The organism is Corynebacterium sp. MSK073 (assembly GCF_030232085.1).
Taxonomy (GTDB): Bacteria; Actinomycetota; Actinomycetes; order Mycobacteriales; family Mycobacteriaceae; genus Corynebacterium.
The window spans coordinates 113,573-130,129 of sequence record NZ_JASPIY010000003.1; the positions used below are offsets into that span (position 1 = coordinate 113,573).

Annotated in this window: 16 protein-coding genes; 6 read left to right on the forward strand and 10 right to left on the reverse strand. The window is 59.9% G+C overall.

Annotated elements, in window-relative coordinates; all coding sequences use genetic code 11:
- The first annotated feature begins 92 nt into the window (after positions 1-92).
- The 4 genes from QP970_RS03000 to QP970_RS03015 are packed head-to-tail and all read left to right on the forward strand — an operon-like array spanning position 93 to position 3,473.
- Positions 93-1,169: a metal ABC transporter substrate-binding protein gene (locus QP970_RS03000; protein WP_284771601.1), complete on the forward strand. Its 1,077-nt coding sequence runs from the start codon at positions 93-95 to the stop codon at positions 1,167-1,169.
- Entirely contained in the window at positions 1,169-1,867 is a 699-nt protein-coding gene (locus QP970_RS03005) for a metal ABC transporter ATP-binding protein (protein ID WP_284771602.1), read from the forward strand. The genes QP970_RS03000 and QP970_RS03005 overlap by 1 nt, the downstream gene beginning before the upstream one ends.
- A complete protein-coding gene (locus QP970_RS03010) occupies positions 1,864-2,688 on the forward strand; it encodes a metal ABC transporter permease (RefSeq protein ID WP_023023529.1) in 825 nt (274 codons plus the stop codon). Before QP970_RS03005 ends, QP970_RS03010 begins: the two co-directional genes overlap by 4 nt.
- The gene (locus tag QP970_RS03015; protein WP_023023531.1) at positions 2,676-3,473 is read left to right on the forward strand and encodes a metal ABC transporter permease; all 798 of its coding nucleotides are present in this window, start codon (positions 2,676-2,678) and stop codon (positions 3,471-3,473) included. The genes QP970_RS03010 and QP970_RS03015 overlap by 13 nt, the downstream gene beginning before the upstream one ends.
- A 59-nt stretch (positions 3,474-3,532) precedes the next feature.
- Here the strand turns inward: QP970_RS03015 and QP970_RS03020 are convergent, their stop codons facing one another.
- From QP970_RS03020 to QP970_RS03050, 7 genes are all read right to left on the reverse strand, one after another.
- A complete protein-coding gene (locus QP970_RS03020) occupies positions 3,533-4,207 on the reverse strand; it encodes a metal-dependent transcriptional regulator (RefSeq protein ID WP_034659051.1) in 675 nt (224 codons plus the stop codon).
- A 171-nt stretch (positions 4,208-4,378) separates the two neighbouring features.
- Positions 4,379-5,308, reverse strand: a complete 930-nt coding sequence (locus QP970_RS03025; protein ID WP_239268697.1) for a D-isomer specific 2-hydroxyacid dehydrogenase family protein — start codon at positions 5,306-5,308, stop codon at positions 4,379-4,381.
- Positions 5,309-5,330: 22 nt separating this feature from the next.
- Complete coding sequence (gene proB, locus QP970_RS03030; protein WP_023023537.1) at positions 5,331-6,563, reverse strand: glutamate 5-kinase; 1,233 nt, start codon at positions 6,561-6,563, stop codon at positions 5,331-5,333.
- A gap of 140 nt (positions 6,564-6,703) precedes the next feature.
- A complete protein-coding gene (obgE, locus tag QP970_RS03035; RefSeq protein ID WP_284869582.1) occupies positions 6,704-8,236 on the reverse strand; it encodes a GTPase ObgE in 1,533 nt (510 codons plus the stop codon).
- A 172-nt stretch (positions 8,237-8,408) separates the two neighbouring features.
- Positions 8,409-8,687 carry a 50S ribosomal protein L27 gene (rpmA, locus tag QP970_RS03040; protein WP_005277951.1) on the reverse strand — a complete coding sequence of 93 codons (279 nt, stop codon included), beginning with the start codon at positions 8,685-8,687 and terminating at the stop codon, positions 8,409-8,411.
- A 43-nt stretch (positions 8,688-8,730) separates the two neighbouring features.
- A complete protein-coding gene (gene rplU / locus QP970_RS03045; RefSeq protein WP_023023542.1) occupies positions 8,731-9,036 on the reverse strand; it encodes a 50S ribosomal protein L21 in 306 nt (101 codons plus the stop codon).
- A gap of 224 nt (positions 9,037-9,260) precedes the next feature.
- Entirely contained in the window at positions 9,261-13,088 is a 3,828-nt protein-coding gene (locus QP970_RS03050) for a translation initiation factor IF-2 N-terminal domain-containing protein (protein WP_239268699.1), read from the reverse strand.
- 221 nt (positions 13,089-13,309) lie between these two features.
- On the opposite strand from QP970_RS03050, the gene QP970_RS03055 reads away from it, so the two are divergent.
- Positions 13,310-14,077, forward strand: coding sequence for a hypothetical protein (locus QP970_RS03055; RefSeq protein ID WP_284869583.1), 768 nt, complete (start codon positions 13,310-13,312; stop codon positions 14,075-14,077).
- On the opposite strand, the gene arsB is transcribed toward QP970_RS03055, so the two are convergent.
- Complete coding sequence (gene arsB, locus QP970_RS03060) at positions 14,074-15,138, reverse strand: ACR3 family arsenite efflux transporter (protein WP_239268703.1); 1,065 nt, start codon at positions 15,136-15,138, stop codon at positions 14,074-14,076. The genes QP970_RS03055 and arsB overlap by 4 nt on opposite strands.
- A 109-nt stretch (positions 15,139-15,247) precedes the next feature.
- On the opposite strand from arsB, the gene QP970_RS03065 reads away from it, so the two are divergent.
- The gene (locus tag QP970_RS03065; RefSeq protein ID WP_239268705.1) at positions 15,248-15,598 is read left to right on the forward strand and encodes an ArsR/SmtB family transcription factor; all 351 of its coding nucleotides are present in this window, start codon (positions 15,248-15,250) and stop codon (positions 15,596-15,598) included.
- Between the two features lie 147 nt (positions 15,599-15,745).
- On the opposite strand, the gene ndk is transcribed toward QP970_RS03065, so the two are convergent.
- Both ndk and QP970_RS03075 read right to left on the reverse strand, forming a co-directional pair.
- Positions 15,746-16,156 carry a nucleoside-diphosphate kinase gene (gene ndk / locus QP970_RS03070; RefSeq protein ID WP_005277934.1) on the reverse strand — a complete coding sequence of 137 codons (411 nt, stop codon included), beginning with the start codon at positions 16,154-16,156 and terminating at the stop codon, positions 15,746-15,748.
- Positions 16,157-16,242: 86 nt separating this feature from the next.
- Positions 16,243-16,554, reverse strand: a complete 312-nt coding sequence (locus QP970_RS03075; RefSeq protein WP_239268707.1) for a hypothetical protein — start codon at positions 16,552-16,554, stop codon at positions 16,243-16,245.
- Positions 16,555-16,557: the final 3 nt, after the last annotated feature.

Consider the following 16,557-nt stretch of genomic DNA (forward strand, 5'->3'; position numbering starts at 1 on the left):
AATACCAAATCTTATTGTTCAATACCTTGAAACTTTTAATTGGGTATGTTTATTCTTTGTTTGATAAGTTTCAGCCTGAAAAAGGAGCACTCATGAAAAAGAACGTGGCCAAGCTGGGCCTGATGTTGACCCTGAGCGGGCTCGCCCTCGCCGCCTGCAGCACGAATGACGGAGGCAACGGTGCCAACGCGGGCTCCGGTTCGGGCGACGATCAGGCCATCAAGGCCGTCGCCACTACCACGCAGATTTGCGATTACCTCACCCAGATTGCCCAGGGTGGCATGACGCTTCACAAGGTGGATTCCAGCGGCAAGGAGACCACCGAGGGAGGGGGTGATACCACCCTCGATCTCACCTGCCTGCTGGCACCGAATGCCAGCGCGCACGAGCATGAGATGACCCCGCAGCAGATGAGTGCCATGGCGGATGCGGACTTCCTCTTTAAAAACGGCGTTGACCTCGAGCACTTCCTCGATAACGCCGTGGAGTCCTCCGGCTTCGACGGCGAGACCATCGTCACTGCAGGCGATGACGATTCCAACCACAAGGTAGACCTTCGCCCGTGGCCCTTCCCCGGCGAGGACGGCGAGGAACCGGAATTCACCCACGACCCACACGTATGGACCTCCCCCAAGAACGCCAAAATCCAGGTACAAAACATCGTGGATGCCTTGGCCGATAAGGAACCATCCGTGAAGGAAGTCGGTGAAAAATACACCAAGCAGCTCGACGAGCTGGATAAATGGGTCACCGAGTCCTTAGAGACCGTCCCTGAGCAGGACCGCGTGCTCTTTTCATCGCACGATGCCTTCGGCTACTTCTCCAACGACTATGACGTGGAGTTCATCGGATCCGCGCTCACGGACTTCAATAACCAACAGGATGCTACTTCCTCGCACATCGAGGATGCCGCCAAGGAGATCCGCGATTCCGGTGCCAAGGCCATCTTCGCGGAAAACTCCAATAACTCTAAGTCCATCGAAGCCATCGCCCGCGCCGCAGGTGTCAAGGCCATTACGGATGAAGACGCCTTGTACGGCGATTCCTTGGGCGTGCCGAATAGCGACGGCGCCACCTACATCGGCTCCATCATCCACAACGTCACTACCCTGGTAAAAGCCTGGGACGGTGAAGCGGCCGATCTGCCAGACAGCCTGGATAACGCATAATGAGTGCACCGCTTCTAAAGCTTTCCCATGCCTCCTGTGGCTATGGCACCACCACCATCGTGGACAATGTCTCCTTAACCATCCACGAAGGTGAGGCCATCGCGCTGCTGGGGGCTAATGGTGCCGGTAAGTCCACGCTCTTAAAGGCCATCGCTGGCCTTGCGACGCTGCGCGGCGAGCACGAGCGCACGGCGACGCTGGGATATGTTCCCCAGCACCACACCTGCGATCCCACTTTCCCCGTCACCGCTGGCCGGGTCGTGGAAATGGGCCTGCTCAATAAGGCCTCGTGGTGGGAGCGCATGGGCAGCATGCGCCGCCTGCACCCGCAGATAACGCAAGCGCTGGAACTCGTCGGCATGACGGATAAGGCGAAGACGCGCTGGGACAAGCTATCGGGCGGGCAGCGCCAACGCATATTCATCGCCCGCGCGCTCGCCTCGCACCCTGACCTCGTGCTCATGGACGAGCCTTTCAATGGCCTTGATCAGGATAGCAGGCAGGTGCTTTTAGGGATCATCGCCAAGCTTAAGGAAAGCGGGGTTGCCCTGCTCATTTCCACCCACGATCCCATTTTGGCGCAGCGCGCCTGCGATGCCGGAATGCTCATCGTGGACGGCCACAGCGAGGTCCTTGATACCGAGGATGCCGTCGAGCGCTACCTGGAGGCCACGTCGGTATTTCAGGGGGAGATGTGACGCTTCTGCTTACTGCTCCTTATATGCAGCGCGCGGCCCTCTTTTTGCTGTGCGTGGCCTTGACCGGCGCGATAGTCAGCGTGGTGGTCAACCTGCGCCGCATGGAATTTAGCGTCGAGGCGCTGGTCCACTCGGTATTCCCGGGCATCGTCATTGGCCTGGCCGTGGCGGGGTTTCCCGGCATCTTGCCCGGTGCCGCCGCTGCTGCAGGCATCGCGGTGCTTATTTTGGCGCGCCTTAATTCCGGCGGCGATGGCCACGATCATGAGTCCGGCACCGCGGTGGTGCTGACCTTGATGTATGGCATCGGCGTGGTCATCAGCCTCGCCGTGGGGGATCGCTCCGGCCAGCTGGAGGCCCTTATGTTTGGCCGCCTGCTCGATATCACCACTGACCGCATGATCCCCTCGATCATCTTGTGTGCGGTTGCCGCCCTGCTCATCCTGGCCACCTGGCGCTCGCAAGTCGCCGTAGCCTTTGACCGCGAATCAGCGCACGCCACCGGCATCCGCGTGGGGCTAGTCGATGTCATCGCCAACGTAGCGGTGGGCCTTATCGTCGTCGCCGCGAGCTCCGCCATCGGCGTGTTGCTCGTCTTGGGTTTCGTCGTGGTACCAGGCCTGGTCGGGCGCGTCTTAGCCAGTACCCCGGTGCAGATGCTCCTGTGGGCGCTGGTCGGCGCGGTGCTAGCCGTATGCGTAGGCCTGTGGCTCATGCTTTCGGTAACCTCCCACCAGATTTCCCCGCAGGCCATCGTCGCGCTGTCGCTTTCCCTGACCGTTCCGCTCGCACTTTTAGGCAGGCGCATATGGGTGTCTTAACATTGCCATTCTTCGAAGCCATCGCGGTGGGTTGCCTCTCCGGGCTGGTGGGCACGCTCATGGTGCTAGGCAACCGCGTCTTTTTTGCCGAAAGCCTCTCCCACGGCACCTTTCCCGGCGCGGTCATCGGCGTCGTCGTGGCCAATGCGGTGGGCGCCAACTTAAGCGATGGGCTCATGCTCGGCTCCGTGGCGGTCTGCATTCCGCTGGCGATTTTCATGCATTACCTGGGTAAGGTGCATGGCGTATCCTCTACCGCTGCGGCGGGCACCACGCTCACCCTGGGCTTTGCGCTGGGCATTTTGCTACTGCGCTGGTTTCAGCCGCTGCCGCTGCACGTCGATAGCTTCCTGGTGGGCTCGCTCACCACGGTCAACCACCGCGATGTCGCCGTCGCGGCTGGCCTTGTCATTATCTGTTTGCTGGCGGTATTGGCCTGCCGGCGCCGCCTCTTCCAGGCCTATTTCGACCCCAGCACGTCCCCGCATAGCGGGCTTTACGATGCCCTGACGCTCGGCCTTATCTGCTTGACGATGGCCGCCGTCATCCCCGCCGTCGGCACCATCTTGTCCATTGCCCTACTCGTGGCCCCGGCCGCGGGCCTGCGCCCGTGGGTATCGCGCCCAGAGGCGCTGCTTATCGGGGCGGGCATCATTGGTATCACCATCGCGGTCGCCGGGCTTTTTATCGCCGCGCACTTAAGCCTTTCGGCCGGCGGCACCATCGCCATTGTGGCCGGCGTCTTTTACCTCGCCAGCATGACGGCCTATAAGGCGATTTCCTAACGTGCGGCGCGGCATGGCGTCGCACGGCGCGGCGCAGCACTGCGTTGCTGCGCCGCGCGTTAATTAGACGAGGACAGGCGGACTGTGATCTCGCGGGCGGCCACCTCCGCCAGCGACATCTCGCCGCCTTTGGTCTGCACCGTCAATAAGCCGGCCACGCTATCGCTTACGCGCAGCTCATTGCCCAGCTCCACCCCAAAGCGGTCGAGGTAGCGCAATAGGCCAGGATCCTCATCGCAGACGCGCTCCACGGTCACGGGCGCATCGAGCGGGGCGCTGGCGAGCGTGAGCGTGCCAAGATCCTCGATCCCGCCGCCAATATCGGGAATGGGATCGCCGTGCGGATCGCGGTCGGGGGATCCCAGCAGCGCATCGATGCGGCCAATAAAGCGATCGGAGCAGGCGTGCTCGAGGCGATCAGCGTCCTCGTGCACCTCGTCCCAGGAATAGTCCAGGGTCTCTACCAAGAAGGTTTCTAAAAGCCGGTGGCGGCGCACCATCTGCATCGCCAGCTCGCGGCCCGCAGGGCTCAATGAGACGCCCTGATAGCGCTCATGCTCCACCAGCCCTTGAGCGGCGAGCTTTTTAATCGCCTCTGAGGCAGTAGGCACCTTTTGATCCAGGCGCCCCGCCACATCCTTCAGCCCCACTGGGGCGCCGCCGGAATGCTCCGATAAGTCCCACAGAACTTTGAGGTAGTCCTGGCTGCGGGTAGGGAGTTCTTCTAGGTGCATGTCCACCATCTTAATAATCGTGCTTGTGTTGCCCTTGGATAAGTGTTAAATTAGCAGTAGTTCAACATATTGAACTTTTAATTTCACTCGCCACGGACAGTGGGCGGTACGTCCTTTCTTCGGTACACACACGACGCACCCAGGCTTCGCTGTCCGTGGCTCTTAAGCTTTCTAGTATCCCGCCTCCGGATCTACCTGGGTGGGCATGGGCTCACCCTTATCCCACGCGACGGCATTGGCATTAAAAATATCGCCCATGTGGTACTGCGCCACGTGCTTTGTTGCCCCGATGTGCGGGGTCATGGTGCAATTGGGCAGGGAGAGCAACGGGTGGCCATCGGGAAGCGGCTCTGGGTCCACAACTTCCAAGCCGGCCCCGGCGATTTCACCCTCGCGCAGGGCATCCACGAGGTCATCGGTAACCACGGTGCTGCCGCGCCCGACGTTGATAAACAGCGAGGACGGTTTCATGGCGCGGAACTTTGCGGCATCGATTAGCCCCTCCGTTTCCTGCGTGGCGGGCAGGATGCAGAAAATAACATCGGCCTCGCCCCACACGTGTGCGGCATCAGCCATGGCAACCACCTCATCGGCGCCCTCCACGGGGCGCCCAGAGCGATTCACGGCGGTGATGTACACCCCAAAGGGCTTGAGCAGGGCAATGAGCTGCTTGCCGATGCCACCAGCACCCAAAATCGCTACCTTCTTCGGCCCCTGCTGGTCATAGATCCACTCCTGCGCTTCATCCAGCTCCTTGGCCACCGACCAGGTGCCGGCCTGCACAAAGGCCTTGTGCTGATGAGCTTGGGAGAGCAGTAGGCCCAAGGCGCATTCGGCCACCGGCTTGGCAAAGGCGCCGGCGGAATTGCACCACGGCAAGCCCTCAGGGGTAATCAATCCAGCATCAATGAGTTGGTTTACACCGGTAAAACAATGCTGCACCCAGCCGATATTGTCCGGCATCTCTGGGATGCGGCGTGGGCTGGGTGTGTTATTGACATAAACCTCTGCGTCTTCGAGGTTTTCTACGCGTTCGTGGCCGGCAGCGCTTAAGTCATCGACCATCGGCTGCCACGTTTCTGGTCCCATAAAATACTTCATGGGACCAGCGTACGGCACTTAGCTAGATGCGAGAGGCGAAGTTGGACAGGTAATCCGCGTGCACGACGGAGCGGCGCTTATCTTCTGGCAGCTCACTCATCTGCATGCCCTTGATGGCGTTCAATTCCTCGGAATCGAAGCGGACCTCACCGCGGCCGATAACCTCGCCCTTCGGGCCCAAGATATCGATGATCTCGCCCTTGTTGAATTCACCGCGGACATCGGTAATACCCACGGCGAGCAAGGAGGTACCGCCCTTGGTCACGGCCTCCTTGGCGCCCTCGTCCAGGCGGACGGCTCCGCCGGTATCGGCGCAGTAGAGCGCCCAGAACTTCCAAGCCGAAAGCTGGCGTTCCTCGCGGGTGTGGAAGACGGTGCCCACGGAGGCATCGGAAAGCGCGGGGCCAATATTATCGGTAGAGGTCAACAGCACAGGAATGCCGCCGCGGGTGGCCAGGCGGGCGGCGGAGACCTTCGTGGCCATGCCGCCGGTGCCGACCTTGCCGCCATCGCCGGCAACAACGCCCTTGAGATCCTTACCGGTGCGCACCTCATCGATGAACTTCGCATCCGGCTCGGCCGGGTTCTTGTCATAGAGGCCATCGACATCAGAGAACAGGAAGAGCGCGTCTGCGCCCACCAAGTTGGCGACCAAGGCCGACAGGCGGTCGTTATCGCCGAAGTGCATCTCAGAGGTAGCAACGGCGTCGTTTTCGTTCACGATGGGAATGGTGCGCAGCTGGCGCAGACGATCAATGGTGCGCTGCGCGTTGCGGGCGCGGTCGCGGTGTCCGGCATCGGAGGCCGTAAGCAGCACCTGACCGATGGTGCGCTGATAACGCGCAAAGGAACGGCCCCACTCATAGGCGAGGTGTACCTGGCCCACAGACGCCGAAGCCTGCTTCGTAGCCAGGTCGGTGGGGCGCTGGTGCAGGCCGAGCGGGCCCATACCGGCAGCAACCGCACCGGAGGAAACGATGATGACATCGGAGCGTCCCATGCGTGCGTGGACAGCATCAACGATGTGATCGATCTTTTCCTGCGCCACGCGGAAATTCTCATCCGTCAGCGACGAGGAACCAATCTTTACAACGACGCGCTTGGCCTCAGCGATAGAGTTGCGCAATTCGGATTCAAACCCGGAGGCTATCGGGTTTTCATCAAGGGCTTCGGGGAACGGAGTATCAGCGGTAGGGCCATCAAACGGCTCTACGGGGAGCGGAAGAATGGGCTCTTTCTGTTGATCAGAAGACATAACTCAATAGTGTACAAAGCTTATGCCTCCCGCCCCCTTCATTGGGGCACATTTCCCCCATGTGCGCAGCATAATGTGTCTGAACTGGGGGCAATCGTCCGGTGGAATTGCCCCCACTTCCCTTCGCCAGAAGTTAACAACTAACCCTGCCACCGGTCACGGTTAGCGCCTTCGCGGGTGATCTCTTCCTCATCTCCGTAGTCGAGCTCATCGACCAAGCCACGCCGGGCTTGGGAGGCACGCTTGCGCTCCGCTGCCGACACGCGGTTGGTGCCCTTCAGGCGGGCATCCTCGCCGCGGCTGGCCATAGTTGGATCGCCGCCGGTCATCGGCTCCCATTCGAATGTAATGCCGCCGATGGTCACGGGACAGCCTTCCACCGCGCCCTGCTTGTGCAGCTCGTCTTCCACGCCGGCCTTGGCCAGGCGGTCCGCCAAGTAACCCACGGCCTCATCGTTTTCAAAGTCGGTCTGGGTAATCCAGCGCTCGATCTTTTCGCCTTCCACAATGAATCCGCCCTGCACTTCTGGGTCCGGTCGCACGCTAAAGTCTGCGAAGCTGCCGGTGTTTTTCTTATGCGCTTGGGCCTTGGGGTGAATAACGGTATGGGAAGGATCCCGCTTCGGCTTAGGCTGTGCCTTGTGATGCTCGGTGACCATTTCCATGAGCTTGAATTTCAGCGGGTCCAAGCCCTTGCGTGCTGCCGCAGAAATGATGAACACCGGCCAGCCAAACTTTTCCTTCAGGTCATCCTTGACGAACTCCGCAAGCTCTTCCGCCTCCGGCACATCGGCCTTACTCAAAATAATGACGCGCGGGCGCTCGCGCAGGTCACCCAAACCGGTATCGCTTTCTAGCGCCTCCTGGTACTTAGCCAGCTCATTTTCCAGCGCCTCAATATCGGATTCCGGATCGCGGCCAGGCTCGATGGATGCGGTATCAACGACGTGGGCCAGCACGGCCGTGCGCTCGATGTGGCGCAGGAAGTCTAGGCCTAGGCCCTTGCCATCGGCGGCGCCAGGGATAAGGCCAGGGACATCGGCAATGGTAAAGGAGCTATCGCCCATATCCACCACACCCAAGTTGGGCTGCAGGGTGGTAAACGGGTAGTCACCAATCTTCGGCTTGGCTGCAGAGAGCACAGAGATCAACGAGGACTTACCCGCCGAAGGAAAGCCCACAAGCCCCACATCCGCCATGGATTTCAGCTCGAGCACCAAATCATGAGCTTGGCCCGGCTCGCCCTGCAGCGCAAAGCCCGGTGCCTTCCGGTTCTTAGACGCCAACGCCGCGTTGCCCAAGCCACCGAAACCGCCCTCAGCCGCGACGAAACGCGTGCCCGGCACAGTAAGATCCGCCAGGGTCTCACCCTTTTCCGTGCGCACAACCGTACCCGCGGGAACCTCCAGAATCAGGTCCTCACCGCGCGCGCCATTGCGCATATCGCCGGCACCGTTGCCGCCTCGTTCGGCCTTAATATGCGGGCGGTAGTGGAAGTCCATCAAAGTATGGATCTGCTCTGAAACTTCCAAAACGATGTCGCCACCGTGGCCGCCATTGCCGCCATCCGGTCCGCCCAATGGCTTGAATTTCTCGCGGTGGACAGACACACAGCCATGCCCACCGTCGCCAGCCTGCAAGTGCAAGACGACGCGGTCAATAAATCGTGCCATGATGTGCCACACCCTTCTTATTTAAATCTATTGTCTTAGCCAGTGTAATGCGTAGCCAAGCTCGGACTCCAACCCATGCCCTGCCAGCACAGTGGGAGGTAAAACGAGAAAATCCTCGAGCTGCCCTCACCCGTAGTGAAAGCTGCCCGAGGATTGACCGCTGCGGTCGTGCTTAAGCAGTAGCTTCTGCAGCAACCTCTTCAGCCGGGATGATGTTTACCATCCGGCGGCCGCGCTTGATGCCGAACTTCACGGAGCCAGCAGCAAGTGCGAACAAGGTGTCATCGCCGCCGCGACCAACGTTCTCACCTGGGTGGAACTTGGTGCCGCGCTGACGCACGATGATCTCGCCGGCGTTAACCTGCTGACCACCGAAGCGCTTGACGCCGAGGCGCTTGGACTCGGAATCGCGACCGTTGCTGGAGCTGGAAGCACCCTTCTTGTGTGCCATGTCGTTTCCCTCCTTCGGGGATGATTTGCAGCCCGGTTAAGGCTTACTTGATACCGGTGATCTTCAAGGTGGTCTGAGGCTGGCGGTGACCCAAACGCCTCTTGTAACCAGTCTTGTTCTTGTACTTCAAGATATCAATCTTTGGACCTTTACCCTGTTCAACGATTTCCGCAGCAACGGAAACCTTCTCCAAGTCGGAAGCCTTGGACTTCACAGCGGCGCCATCGACGAGCAGAACCGGGGTGAGAGCCACGGCAGAGCCTGGCTCACCCTCGATCTTCTCGACCTTGACGAGGTCACCTTCAGCAACCTTGTACTGCTTGCCGCCGGTCTTGACGATCGCGTACATAGAGGGTTACCCCTTATCTAAACTCGCTCGGACACGGCATCCAGGCCGTTATCCGAATGGACACTTACATATTGCGTTCAGACCCCGCGCGAACATGTCCGCAATCACCGGGCGGCAATTGTGGGCTGATCCAGCGCCGAGAGTTCTAAACAGCGACTGTCAAAGACTACCCCGCCGCGGGTACAAAATACAAACCACGCACTTCGCACCCGCGTGGCGATGCCCTAGGAAGTAGCTCGCCGTGCTACGCGGCGCCGCCGCCGGCCCGCGTCCTTAGCACCAGTCTGCGGGGTCTCCGGCGCGTTAGTGGACGCCTTTTCCCCAGTACGTTCCTGCCGCGCGGCCGCTGCCGGCGCCCCGGTCTTTTTCACCGCGCGCTTCTTCCCGCGGCGAATGACCTTGGTTTCAGTCTGCGGAGCACTAGCCTTCTGGGAATCCTTCTCCCCTTGAACAGGTGTAGCCGTTGGGCCACCCGCATTGTGCGAGGTGGCCTTATCCCTCGGGTTCGTACGCACCACCCGGCGCTTGCCGCGACGGCCTCCCTGTACCGAGGATTTATTCTTCCCGCCACTGATATTCTCGTGACGCTGCTCCGCAGTTCGCGAGGTGTCCCCGCGCTTGTCGTCCTGCTTTACATCCTGCGCGTTTGCCCGGTGCGAGGCCCGCACATTTGCCCGGCGGGAATTTGGCTGGGTGCGAACGCTGCGACGCCGACCACGCCCGCGTGACTTGCTGCGAGGCTTTTGCTGCTCGGCGTCCTGCTGTGCCGCACCGTCACCGCGTGACTTCTCGGCGGAACCCGTGGATTCCTCTTTTTGTGGCTGGGCAAAAGCCTCTGGGCGCGGGCGATTATCGGAACGCGAATTTCCGCGCGTGCGCCGCTTCCGGCGCGGAGAAGCCTCAAACTCGGCTACTGCCTCCTCGTAGGTCTTCTCCGGGGCATCGGTAGCTACCGCCTTCTTCTCTTCAGCCGCCTGCTGGCGCTGTTTCTGCTGCTCCTGCACGCGGCGGGAAGCTGGCGAGGTCCGCGTTGCCCGGCGCGGCTTCTTGCCCCGCTGGGTGCGCTTCTTCTCCTTCGCCGGTGATTCTTGGCCATCGGGCACATAGGAATTAAATTCCTGTACCTCATCGCTTTCGGCGGCGTTTTCTGCCGCAGCATAGGCGATGGCCTCGATTTCAGAGACCTCGGACTTCTTCTGCACTCGGCGGCGCTTCTTCTGCTTGTCTTCGCTGCGGCCACGGCTGCGCTCGTCACGGTGTCCGCGGGCGTTGTCGGCTCGCTTCTGTGGGGCCTTCTGTGTGGAGTCGGCGGTCTCATCGTCTACGACGACATTGGCCACGAGCTCCTCCAGCGACGGTGACTGCTCGTCCTCGCTGCTGTAGAGGGGAGCGTTGGTCTTTTGGTACTTCTGCGGCTGGTTAGCGGCCTTATGCCCCTTGTGGTGCTTCTGGCCCTTCTTCTCCGCGCGCTCGTCTTCATCGTCATGCTCGTGCATGGCCACGGCAGCCGGGTGCTGCTGGGGATCGTGGTCTGGCTTCTTGTGCGACTTGGAGGAACCGTGCGAATGCTGGCCGGAGTGGTTGTCTTCAGCTTCATCGACCGGGTACTCGTGGATGATGATGCCGCGGCCATGGCAGTGCTCACACTCGGTAGAAAAGGTCTCTACCAAGCCAGTGCCCAAGCGCTTGCGCGTCATTTGCACCAAGCCCAGGGAGGTAACCTCGGATACCTGGTGGCGCGTGCGGTCGCGACCCAGGGCCTCCTTCAGGCGGCGCAAAACCAGGTCCTGGTTTTCCGGCAAGACCATGTCAATAAAGTCCACCACGATCATGCCGCCCAGATCGCGCAGGCGCATCTGGCGCACGATTTCTTCGGCCGCCTCCAGGTTATTGCGGGTCACGGTCTCTTCCAGGTTGCCGCCGGAGCCGGTGAACTTGCCGGTGTTGACATCGATGACGGTCATGGCCTCGGTACGATCGATGACCAAGGTGCCGCCAGATGGCAGCCATACCTTGCGCGAGAGCGCCTTATGCAGCTGCTCATCAATGCGGTAGGCGGCAAAGGCATCCTGGCCGCCGTGGTCCTTGGGCTTATAGCGCACCACGCGGTCTGCAAGGTCCGGGGCCATGGATTCCACGTAGGCATTGACCGTATTAAAGGAACGCTTCCCGTCCACGATCAGGCGATGGAAGTCTTCGTTGAAGAGATCCCGGACGACCTTGATGAGCATATTCGGCTCTTCATAGAGCGTGACCGGCTTAGCACCCTTGGAGGATTTTTCCTTCTTAGCTTGGGTGGAAATATCTTCCCACCGGTTATGCAGGCGCTGCACATCTGCTGCAATGGCCTCCTCGGGAACGTTTTCGGCAGCGGTACGGATGATGGCGCCGCCATCGCCTGGCACCACGCGGCCCAAGATGTCCTTTAAGCGCTTGCGCTCCGGTGCCGGCAGCTTGCGCGAAATTCCAGCACTGCGGCCGCCTGGTACGTAGACGAGGTAGCGCCCGGCCAAGGAAATCCGGGTGGTCAGGCGCGCACCCTTGTGGCCAATCGGGTCCTTTGCCACCTGCACCAAGATTTGGTCGCCGGATTTCAGGGTATTTTCAACCTTGCGGGAACGCCCGTGCAATTTGGTCTTGCGCCAGTCAATCTCGCCGGCATAAAGCACACCGTTGCGGCCCTGGCCGATGTCCACGAATGCCGCCTCCATGGACGGCAAGACGTTTTGCACGCGGCCTAAGTAAATATTGCCAATGAGGGAGGCTTGGGCCTCGGTGGTAACGAAGTGCTCGACCAAGAGGTCATCTTCAAGCACGCCCACCTGCGTGACGATGCCCGCGCCGTCCTCGCGCTGCTTATCGCGCACCACCATGGTGCGTTCCACGGCCTCGCGCCGCGCCAAAAATTCCGCCTGGGACACGATGTGCTGGCGCTCGCGGCCCTTCTCGCGCAATTCTGCGCGGCGGCGCTTCTGTGCCTCGATGCGGGTGGAGCCACGGATGGCCTTGGGCTCATCGATAAGCTCCGGCTCCTTATCCGCCACATCCTTCTTGGCGTTCTCGTGCACGCCGCGCCCACGGGAGGTACCACGGCGGCCGCGGCGACGCTTGTCAGAACCCCCGCGCGACGCCTTATTGTCTACCTCGGCCTCGTCCGGCTCTGCGTCGTCGCCAGGTTCCGCCGCATCAGCGGCTTCAGCGATCGCCGCCATGTCCGCGGCCTCATCCTCACCAAGCTCGGCGGCGTCCTGCTGCTGCGGCGGCATAAACAGCGGCGCGAAGTCATACGCAGCGGAATCGTCGTCCGTCTCCGCGCGCGGGACTATGCGCGGGGCATAGTAATCATCGTCGAAGTCCTCGCCGGCCTCTGCCAGCACCTCATGCAGCTTGGCCGGATCCACGGTCCCAGTCGCTTCGCCAGCTCCGGCAGCGGCAGCGTCGGTGGCATTAGCATCGGCATCATCTTCAGCGCGCGCGGGCGCGTTCGACGGCTCAGGATCCGGCAGTGCGCTCTTTACCAGCGAAGCATCGACCTTTTCCTCAATCTGGGAGATTTCATTGTCCACGTTCTTGCGCACGCGGTAGCGCAGGTTCTTTTCTTCTTCCGCATCGGCGGCGGTGTTTTCAGTGGGAGCGCCATCTTCTTCCCCATCATCAGCTTGTACTGGCCCTTTCTTTGCCGCAGGCGCAGACTTCTTCGTGGCTTTGCGGGTGCGCCGAGCGCGCTTGGTGGTCTTGGCCTTGCCCTCGGGCTTTGCTTCCGCTGGGCTCTCGTCCACGGTTGCAGGCTGCTCCGCATCCGCGCCCCCTGCATGGCGGGCTAGAGCAGCGAAGAGGTCGCCTGCTTCTGCGCGGGTAATGGAGCTCTGCGCGGTCTTGTTCAGGCCCATGTCCTTGAGCTGGGCCACCAGCTGGCGCGAGGATAGGCCGAGCTTTTGGGCCAAGGCATACACGCGGGTTTTATCTTTGAGCTCGCTCGGGTCTATCCGCTGGGCCAAAGCCGCGGCTGCCTGGAGGTTTTCAGTTGTTTCTTGAGAGTTCTGTGCCGCCATTAGTTGGGCTTACTCCTGTACTTCGATTGTATGGTGCGCCGGCTATTCGGGCGCAGGCACAGCCCAAAAAGGACCGCGCCGCTGCCGCACGAATAGCAACGAAAACGCACTGCGTTAAAGCTTATGGGTTATGAAATTATGCGCGCGCTGCGCGTGAGTTCCATTGTGTCACAGAATCTTGGCGGGGCGAGCAGGCTGTGGGCGATGATACGTTTGAACTTATGGCAGAACTGGCACCACGTCCCGCCCGAACATTATCGCAGTACCGGCAGCGTAATGAGATTACGCCGAAAGAGGCGTGCTTATTCGGCGTTCCGGCCGGTTTTGCCCTCGGGTTTGCCCAAACGGAGGCCAGCTACATGCTGATGGGCGCCGGCGTTTTTGCGGTCTTCGCGGTCATTGGATTGGTGCACCTCATCCGCCATTATCCCCGCTCTATTGGGGCTAACCAGGATGTCTACCTCGAGGGCGATTACCCCGCCATTGCTTATTGGGCGCCAGTGATACCACTTGCTCTACCGCTGGCCATGGCCCCGCTGTCCGCGGCTGGCTGGTTGCCAAACATCTCGCTGGCCCCGCCCGTGGAAGGCATCTTAACCGGAGCGGTGTCGGCGTTCGCACTCCCGCTGGGCTTGTGGGCCATGCTTTCCCAGTCCTTTCGCATTGGCCGCCGCCGCATGCAGCGCATCGTGGCTGAAGATCCCTTAGAAGGGGTCACAGATCATGCCATGCAGCTTGCCGATGCCCACCTAAATATCCTCACCGCCCTCGTCACCGCCGGGGCCGTCCAGGGCAATACGACCACCACCAAGGCCTTGTCCCGCCTGATGCAGGTGGAACTAGATACCCTGCCGGATGCTCTTCAGGAACTAAAAAAGCATGGGCTCGTGAAGGTAGAAGATATTGGACTGCGCTCCAAAGTAGAAAGCTGGCGCATCACCCTCACCCCTACTGGAGTGCGGTGCCTGTATCAACTTGGCAGACGCTAATTCGGCAGACTCGGGTCTCCTGGAAATAACTTAGGACCAATCCAGAGCATTACGTATACCAAACCAACCAAAACCGGAATTTCAACAAGAGGCCCAATGGTACCGGCTAACGCTTGAGCAGAGGTGGCACCAAAGGTACCGATGGACACCGCGATGGCTAACTCAAAATTATTTCCCGCTGCGGTAAAGGCCACTGAGGCAGACTGTGCATAATTCATTCCGGCAACTTTAGCTACGCCCAAAGCCAGAAAGAACATCCCGACAAAGTACAACATCAGAGGCACCGCTACCCTAACCACTGCTACCGGCTGCTCCACTAGCTGTTCTCCTTGCAGGGAGAACAGTAAGACGATTGTATACAGCAAACCGATCATTGCCAAAGGAGACACCGCAGGAAGGTAACGGTTTTCGAACCACTCACGCCCTTTAGTTTTCTCTGCCCATACTCGGGAGATAACCCCGAGCAAAAGCGGGATGCCTAAGAATACGAGCACTGAAGTAACAATGGACCAGAAAGAGAATTCGACAGAGGTGGTATCAAGACCCAGCCATCCCGGCAGTATCTGCAGGTAGAACCAACCCAGGACACCGAACATCGCAACTTGGAAGACGGAGTTGATTGCTACTAATACTGCCGTGGCTTCTCGGTCACCGCAGGATAGGTCTGACCACACCAAGACCATGGCGATGCAGCGGGCAAGGCCGACAATGATAAGACCCGTGCGCAGCTCGGGTTGATCCGCCAAGAATAGCCAGGCCAGTGCGAACATGAATGCTGGCCCCACAAGCCAATTCAAAACGATTGACACGGTCATCAGCCGTCTGTCAGTGGCAATCTCCCGGGTCTTTTCATAGCGCACTTTAGCAAGCGGTGGATACATCATCACCAACAGCCCTAAAGCAATTGGAAGGGAAATACCCCCAACTTCTAAAGCTGAGAGCGCTTTTCCAATTCCTGGAAGAAAATGACCTATAAGCAGGCCAAGGACCATAGCGATGATGATCCACACGGGAAGAAAGCGATCGAGAAAAGCCAATCGCGGCTGCTGTGAGGTAGCCATACCTGTCTCCTTCATTGACCCAAGTCGCACCGTACCGTGCTGCACTGTACCCATTCATATCGATACCTGTCAATATGAATGGGTGGGAAAACGCCCATATACTGAATGCATGGTTTCTTCGCACGGCATGACCAAAAATCCCTACATCAACGAATGCTGTTCGCTTAGCAACGGCCCCCTAGATCAAGACAATGCCGTGCACTTTGCCCAGCAGTTCAAGGTACTTGCAGATCCCGCGCGCCTTCGCCTTTTGTCCATTTTGTGCGATGAAGGCTGCGGCCCGATGAGCGTCTCAGAACTGACCGCATTATCCGGTCTGAGTCAGCCGACGGTGTCTCACCATCTTGCAAAAATGCGGGATGCTGACCTCTTAGCCAAACGACAGACTGGCCGCACCGTCACCCATGAAGTGCAAAAACAAGCTTTCACTGCACTGCGCGAACTACTCTCTTTCGACTAAACAGCCACTAACAATGAAATCTTGGCCTTATATGTTTGCAACACTGTGAGCCAATCAAAGTATTTCGCCCCGCAATAAACCCCCTCTTAAAGGAAAAGGCCCGAGCTTAACGCTCGGGTCTCCTTGAAATCTAGGTAGATTCAGTGCTTAGAGGTTGGGGAACCAAATTCCAATCTCGCGCTCAGCGGACTCTGGGGAGTCGGAGCCGTGCACGATGTTCTCGCCCACGCTGAGTGCGAAGTCACCGCGGATGGAACCGGGTGCGGCCTTGGAGACTGGGTCGGTGCCGCCGGCCAGCTGGCGCCATGCCTCGATGGCGCGCTCGCCTTCAACAACGCCGGCAATCAGCGGTGCGGAGGTGATGAAGTCCACGAGCTCGCCAAAGAATGGCTTGTCCTTGTGCTCTTCGTAGTGCTTTTCTGCGGTCTCGCGGTCAGCCACGCGCAGGTCCAACTCAGCCAGCTTGAGGCCCTTGCGCTCGATGCGGGCGATGATCTCGCCCACGTGGCCGTTCTTTACGCCGTCCGGCTTAATGAGGATCAATGTACGTTCAGTCATGCCCCATACTGTACCGAATACCCACAACTCGTCCACGACCGAGGGCCATAAGCGGGGGCAGCGTAGTGGGCGGCATTTAATAAGCATTAAGTAAGCTGCTGGACTATCTCCGTCGCGCGCTCGTGGGAGGTACCCCGAAACCACAGGCGCACTTGGTTAACCGCCGTGCCAAACTGGCCGTTGCCCAGCAAACGCTTAATCTCTGCTCGCTGCTCTTTATCCAAATCATCAAGGGTGGCTTCTTCTGCCCGCTGAAAATTAGCGCGCAGGGCAAGGGCCAAAAATACGGCGGCAATGATGAGTGCTACCAGCGGCAGCCACGGCGCGCCCGTGGCCGCGCGGGCAGCGACCGCGGCAATGCAGGCTAGGGCCGCGAGGACGAGATAGACGGTGCGCATGGC